The 6,141-nt window shown below is 59.5% G+C and carries 5 protein-coding genes; 1 reads left to right on the top strand and 4 read right to left on the bottom strand.

Annotation, left to right across the window (positions count from 1 at the left end):
- Positions 1-492: 492 nt before the first annotated feature.
- Entirely contained in the window at positions 493-2,340 is a 1,848-nt protein-coding gene (locus AC1D1X_RS13325; RefSeq protein ID WP_477698437.1) for an STAS domain-containing protein, read from the bottom strand.
- A gap of 39 nt (positions 2,341-2,379) precedes the next feature.
- Positions 2,380-3,153 (bottom strand): RNA polymerase-binding protein DksA, encoded by a 774-nt coding sequence (dksA, locus tag AC1D1X_RS13320; RefSeq protein WP_477698438.1) that lies wholly within the window; start codon positions 3,151-3,153, stop codon positions 2,380-2,382.
- Here dksA and AC1D1X_RS13315 point away from each other — a divergent pair.
- On the top strand, positions 3,056-3,601 hold the full coding sequence (locus AC1D1X_RS13315; RefSeq protein WP_477698439.1) for a hypothetical protein: 546 nt from the start codon (positions 3,056-3,058) through the stop codon (positions 3,599-3,601). The genes dksA and AC1D1X_RS13315 overlap by 98 nt on opposite strands.
- Positions 3,602-3,770: 169 nt before the next feature.
- On the opposite strand, the gene AC1D1X_RS13310 is transcribed toward AC1D1X_RS13315, so the two are convergent.
- Both AC1D1X_RS13310 and AC1D1X_RS13305 read right to left on the bottom strand, forming a co-directional pair.
- Positions 3,771-4,847 (bottom strand): CobW family GTP-binding protein, encoded by a 1,077-nt coding sequence (locus tag AC1D1X_RS13310; protein WP_477668410.1) that lies wholly within the window; start codon positions 4,845-4,847, stop codon positions 3,771-3,773.
- A gap of 267 nt (positions 4,848-5,114) precedes the next feature.
- Positions 5,115-6,141: class I SAM-dependent rRNA methyltransferase (locus AC1D1X_RS13305; protein ID WP_477698436.1), on the bottom strand; the 1,027-nt coding region annotated here is incomplete at its 5' end.

Genomic DNA, 6,141 nt, shown 5'->3' with positions numbered 1-6,141 from the left:
CTGCTACAAACCCTTGAAAAACACTTTTCACCACTAAATTGCACTTTTCCCCACTTTAGCAGGAAACCATTTGCAAACAAGGGATTTGAAACAAATTTTTTCAATGAAATCAAGGACTTAGGAGTATCTTCGGATCCAGGGCTTATATTAAAAAGTGTTCTAAATTAAGCACTTAGCCGATGCAATGAAAGTATTGCTTTAAGCGCCAGCAACTGGGCGCCCGCCAAAATGGAAAAAAGAGGGACTATTTCCATCCATTCAAACGCTCAGCGACCTGTTTTTGGACAGTGCAAGCATGGCATAGCTATGAAAAATATAGCAGATAACGGCCGCCGCACAACAAGATGAGCGCAGTCGCAGGAATGGCGTGCTTTTTTGAGGGGGAAGGTGCAGAAAGCACAGGGCGCCGGAAGACCTGGCGGGCCAATCCCGACTAGACGGCGAATGGCATGACAACACTACCCAAATCGGCCAGTAGAAAGGCCGCAAAGGTTAGTCGATGCGGACTGTGACCCTTGCGTGCTCAGTGATGCCGATCACATTGAAGAACGCTGCAACGAGGCGGTTGACTTCCGTGAATTGCACTGAGCGGTTTTCCTCTTCGCGGGCTGAGACCCAGTTCAGCAGCGTTCCCGCAGCCGAAAAATCCACGCGAATGAGCTTGGCACAGGAGATCAGCATCATGTCCGCACCCATCAGCTTGACTTCYAGCTTGTCCAGCACTGCTATCGCATCACCCTGGATCTGGCCCGACAGTTCGACCGACAGCACATTGCTCATCTGCGAACTCGGTGCATCCATCTGGGTGTCTCCATCAATAGCGCTGAGACTGGAGGACACGGAATCACGGTACACGTCGCCAATGATGGCCTGCCCACTCGTGACATCGCCCTGCGCATCGATCGGCTTGTATTCGCAACGTGCACTGTCCCAGGCTGGCGGGGAGACCTCGTAGGTAACGCAGAAGTCGAGTGCGGCCAATTCGAAGTCGTCGGGCCGATGCGTTACACGCAGCGCCTCCATACGCAAAAGCCACCATTGCTGGGCGGTGTCGCGGCTGCCCGAAGGGGTGRCGTTCTGCAGTACCTTCTGCAACTGGGTATCACCCATGAAACGCAGCTGAACGGGCTGAGTCGCCCACCCGCTGAAGACCTTGTACAAAGGCTCGACAGCATCAGGATCGATGGTTTTGAGATTGTTCCAGTTCAGGCGCCATGGCATGGGCGCCTTGGCGGTGGCAGCCTTGAGGGCTGCCACGGTCTGTATACCCAGCACAGAGGGACAGACCCAATCAACAGCGGGACCATTGGCATTGGTGGCAGCCTTGCCCGCCGCCGGCACGCTGAGCATTTTCACCATGTCAGGCATGGAGAACCACTGCGGTGCCGAACGGTCAAACCGCTCGACAAACTGGATGGCTGCCGTTTCAAACTTGTCCTGTTGGGCCGTGGCCCGGTACAGGTCAAACAAGGTCAGCCAGGTATCCGGGTGGCCCGCGCGTACGGCACCGGGGGCAAGAATCTCCAGCAGGCCGGCTTCGGCACCTGCATCGTCGCCATTGGCAAACCGGATAGCGGCCTCCTCCAGCTCTGCGTCATGGGCAACCACTTCCTCCACGTCCACCGCAGTGAGCTTGGAAGGAGAAAAACCGGATGAACCGCCGCCGCTGTCGTAACTGCCGCCGATACCCGCCAGGCCGCCAATGGCGGGAGGTTTGGCAGGAGGCTGGGGAGGCGGCGTAGACCGGGCTGCAGCCAGCGCAACAGACAGGGAATCGGGCTGGGTCTGGGAGGGCTCGTGAGCGGCTTCCCGGGCCGCCTGCTGCTCGGCGGCCAACCTGGCTGCGTTCAGCTGCTGCAAACCTGCCGGCGCCGTGGCCCTGTATGCAGTGGGCAAGGCATTGTCCAGCATGGGGAGCGCCTGCGTCGATGGGCTATGCAAGGGCGCGTGCACCGAGTTGTCCGGCATGCCGCCATTCTTGGTTTTCCACCACTGCATGGACATCTGCGCTTCGATCTCGTCGATCTTCTTGAGCGTGGTGGCCCTGTCGTCGGGCTTGGACGGCATGCTGCTCTGGAAGAACGAAGGCCGGCCGCCTGGGTCCTGGCCCACACCTACCATGGCTTCACGCTTGCGCATCTTGCGCAGCATGTCGAATTCGCGCTTGCGCACGAAGTCGTTTTGCCGCTTGCGCTCAATCATTTCCTTGAGCAATTGCTTGCTCATGGCTTCGTCGCGGTCTGTTTGCGCGCCGTCCAGATCGGACCAGTTCGTGGCCGGATTCCGGACGAACTTCACCATCTTGGAGAGCAAGCCTGAAGCGGTATCTTCTTTGGACATGGCAGGACGATTAAATAAACTTCAACCGGTAATCTGGGGTCAATCGCCGAACATCTTCTGTTTGAGTTCCCGGCGTTGCTGCGCTTCCAGGGACAAATTGGCCGTGGGGCGGGCGATCAGCCGGCCTACGCCGATGGGTTCGCCGGTTTCATCGCAATAACCGTAGTCGCCGGAGTCGATGCGGGCAATCGACTGTTCGATCTTCTTGAGCAGCTTGCGTTCCCGGTCACGGGTGCGCAATTCAAGGGCATGTTCTTCTTCAATCGTAGCGCGGTCCGCCGGGTCGGGCACCACAACGGTGTCTTCCCGCAGATGCTCGGTGGTTTCGCCGGCGCTGTTGTGGATGTCCTGCTTGAGCACCGACAGCTTGTGGCGAAAGAAAGCCAGCTGCTTTTCGTTCATGTACTCGGAGTCCGGCATCGCCTTGACTTCGTCGTCGGTCAGCTGCTCGGCGGATTTGGTCTTCCAGTTGTTGGCGAGCTTGGGGTCTTTTTTGGCCGCCGCCTGGGGTGGCGGCGCGATCACGCGTTCGGTCATTGTGGAGTAACTGGCTTTGGCTGCGTCAGGCGCATGGGTTGGCACCATGGGTGCGGGAGGGGGTGACTGGGTGGCTACACGGGCGGAGCTGCGCCTGCCGGGTTTCAGTGGAGGCGGGGCCATCAGCCCGGCCCTGACCGGTGCCGGGGCGGGTACCACCACGGCGGCGGGGACCGGCTTGGTGCTGCTTGCAGGTTTTACGGCCGGTTTTGCAACGGGCTTGGCAGCTGATTTTGCAACAGGCTTTGCCGCAGGTTTTGGGGGAGATTTGAGCACGGGCTTGACGGGTTTGGCGACGGCCTTTGCTTTGGGCAAGGGCTTGGCAGCGGTTTTCTTGACAGCTGCGGTGGCAGGCTTTTTCGTGGAAGCAGCCTTGACAGCCGGCTTGGCGGCTTTTTTGGCAACGGGTTTGGGTGCCGGCTTGGCTTTGGCAACAGGTTTGACCGCTTTCTTTACAGCTTTGGCGGCGGGCTTTGGCGCCGGCTTGGCTTTCGATGCAGGCTTGACGGCCGGTTTGGCAGGTGTCTTGGTCTTTTTTGCTTGGGCTTTCACAATGTGTCTCCTCTGGGAAGCAGCCCCGGAATGGCCCATGGCCCCCCGCGGCGGCTTCCTGGCCAAACCGCTGCAACGCAGTTCAACCCTACCTGTTGCCAGATTTCCTGGTTTGTCTGCCGCCTGCCAGCCTCGAAAACCTCACCTGGGTGGGTTTCAATCCGCTTTGTAGCCGATTTTGTGCCTGGCTGGCCTCCCGAATTGATTTTCCGGGTATTTTGGTCGGCGCGCGATTGTAGCGGCTGCGCAGCCTGCCGTAGCACCCTTGGAACAAATCGTTGGAGAATCGAGACAAACATGAAGCCCTCCGCCTTTTACAGGCCACAGGCGGACAGCCTACCTCAAACCAGGCATTGCTCCAGGCCCTGCAGAAAAATATCTTTGGGCAAATCGATGCCGATAAAGACCATCTTGCTGTTTTTCTTCTCACCCTCGGCCCAGGCGGGTCCAAGGTCGCTGCCCATGAGCTGGTGCACCCCCTGGAAAATCACCTTGCGGTCGGTGCCTTCCATATTCAACACGCCCTTGTAGCGCAGCATGCGCGGGCCGTAAATGTTGACGACCGCGCCCAGGAAATCCTCCAGCTTGGCGGGGCTGAAAGCCTTGTCCGACCGGAACACAAAGCTCTTGACGTCATCGTCGTGGTGGTGATGGTGGCCATGGCCCTCATGCCCGTCCTTGGCGTCGTGCGCATGTGAAGGGTGATCGCAGTGCTCCCCGTGCGCATGGTCATGATCGCGGTCATGCCCGGCATGGTCGTCTTCCTTGAGGAAATCGGGGTCGATGTCCAGCTTGGCATTGAGGTTGAATCCGCGCAGGTCGAACACATCCTTGATGGCGACTTCACCGAAATGCACCGCCTTCTGGGGCGCACGCGGGTTCATGTGCTTCAGGCGGTGCATCAGCGCGTCAACTTCGTCCTTGGCCACCAGGTCCGTTTTGCTGATGAATATCTGGTCGGCAAACCCGACCTGGCGGCGCGCCTCCTGGCGGTCGTTGAGCTGGGTCGCGGCATGTTTGGCGTCGACCAGGGTCAGGATCGAATCGAGCAGGTACTGCTCGGCAATTTCTTCGTCCATGAAAAACGTCTGCGCCACCGGCCCCGGGTCGGCCAGCCCGGTGGTTTCAATGACCACGCGCTCAAAGTCCAGCAGGCCCTTGCGCTTTTTGGCGGCCAGCAACTGCAGTGTTTCGCGCAGGTCTTCGCGGATCGAGCAGCAGATGCAGCCGTTGTTCATCTGGATGATGTTTTCTTCGGTGTCATTGACCAGGATTTCGTTGTCGATGTTTTCTTCACCAAACTCGTTCTCGATAACAGCGATTTTCTGGCCGTGCGCCTCGGTCAGCACGCGCTTGAGCAACGTGGTTTTGCCGGAGCCCAGGAAGCCGGTGAGGATGGTGACGGGAATCAAGCTCATGGTGTTACCTAAAAACAGGAATTGCAGGGGTAGCGCGAAGGGCGAAGCAGGTCGCAGCCACACAGGTGGGGGAGTTTAGCGGCGGGTTCAAGCCCGTCGCGCAGCCCCGGTGAATACCACCTTGACCAGCAGTTACTTTACAGGTCGTGTCAAGCGCAGGGTCCCCAAAAACAGCGCAAGGCGGTAATTTCCGCCCCGTATCCGCTATATTTTTAATAGCTGCTTGCACCCGTCTTTATTAACCTGCAACCACTATTTATATAAAAATCAGCCGCCCACCCGCTTCACCAGCACCAGGCCCTTCAGGTATTCGCCTTCCGGGAAGGCTACTGTCATAGGATGGTCGGGTGCGCCGCCCATGCGCTCGGAGATGAAAGCGTCCACCCCCGCATCGATACCGGCCGAGGCCACGATTTTGTGGAACAGGTCGGCGCTGACCCCGCCCGAGCAGGAATAGGTAAACAGCACGCCGCCGGGCGCCAGAATCGACAACGCCAGCCGGTTAATGTCCTTGTAGGCACGGGCGGCACGCTCGGCATGCGTCACCGTGGGCGCGAATTTGGGCGGGTCCAGCACGATGGCGTCGAACATCCGGCCTTCCTTCTGGTACTGGCGCAGCGAGGCGTTGACGTCGGCATCCAGCAAAGTGGTGCGGCTGGCGTCAAAGCCGTTCAGCGCCACATTGGCCCGGGCCCGCTCGATCGCCGGGCCGGACGAATCAATCGACGTGACGTGCCCGGCGCCGCCGACCAGCGCGGCCACAGTGAAGCCGCCGGTATAGCAATAACAGTTGAGCACCTGGCCGAACTGTAAACGACGCGTGTAGGCGGCAAACTTCTGCCGGCTGTCGCGCTGGTCCAGGTAAAAGCCGGTCTTATGGCCTTCGGCCACGTCCAGGCTGAGCTTCCAGTCGTGTTCGGTGATGGTGATGCCGGTTTCGCCCGAGCCGGCCAGCCAGCCGGTCACTTCGGGCAGGCCTTCCAGGGCACGTGAACTGGCGTCGGAGCGTTCGTACAGGCGCGTCAGGCCGGTCTGGGCAAGCAGGGCTTCGACAATCACACTTTTCCATTTTTCTGCGCCGCAGCTGGAAAACTGCGCCACCAGCGTGTCCGCATAGCGGTCCACCACCAGGCCCGGCAGGCCGTCGGATTCGCCGTGAATGAGCCGCCGCCCGTCGCTCTGGATGTCAAACAGCTCCCGTGCTTTCAGGGCCTGGGCGATGCGCGCTGAAAAGAAGGCCGCGTCGATGCGTTGGGCTTCGTCAAAGCTCCAGACCCGGGCCCGGATCCTGGAG

The sequence above is a fragment of the Polaromonas sp. P1_G4 genome, from assembly GCF_056405475.1.
The sequence above is the reverse complement of the archived record's forward strand: the minus strand, read 5'-3'. Positions and strand labels throughout refer to the sequence as shown.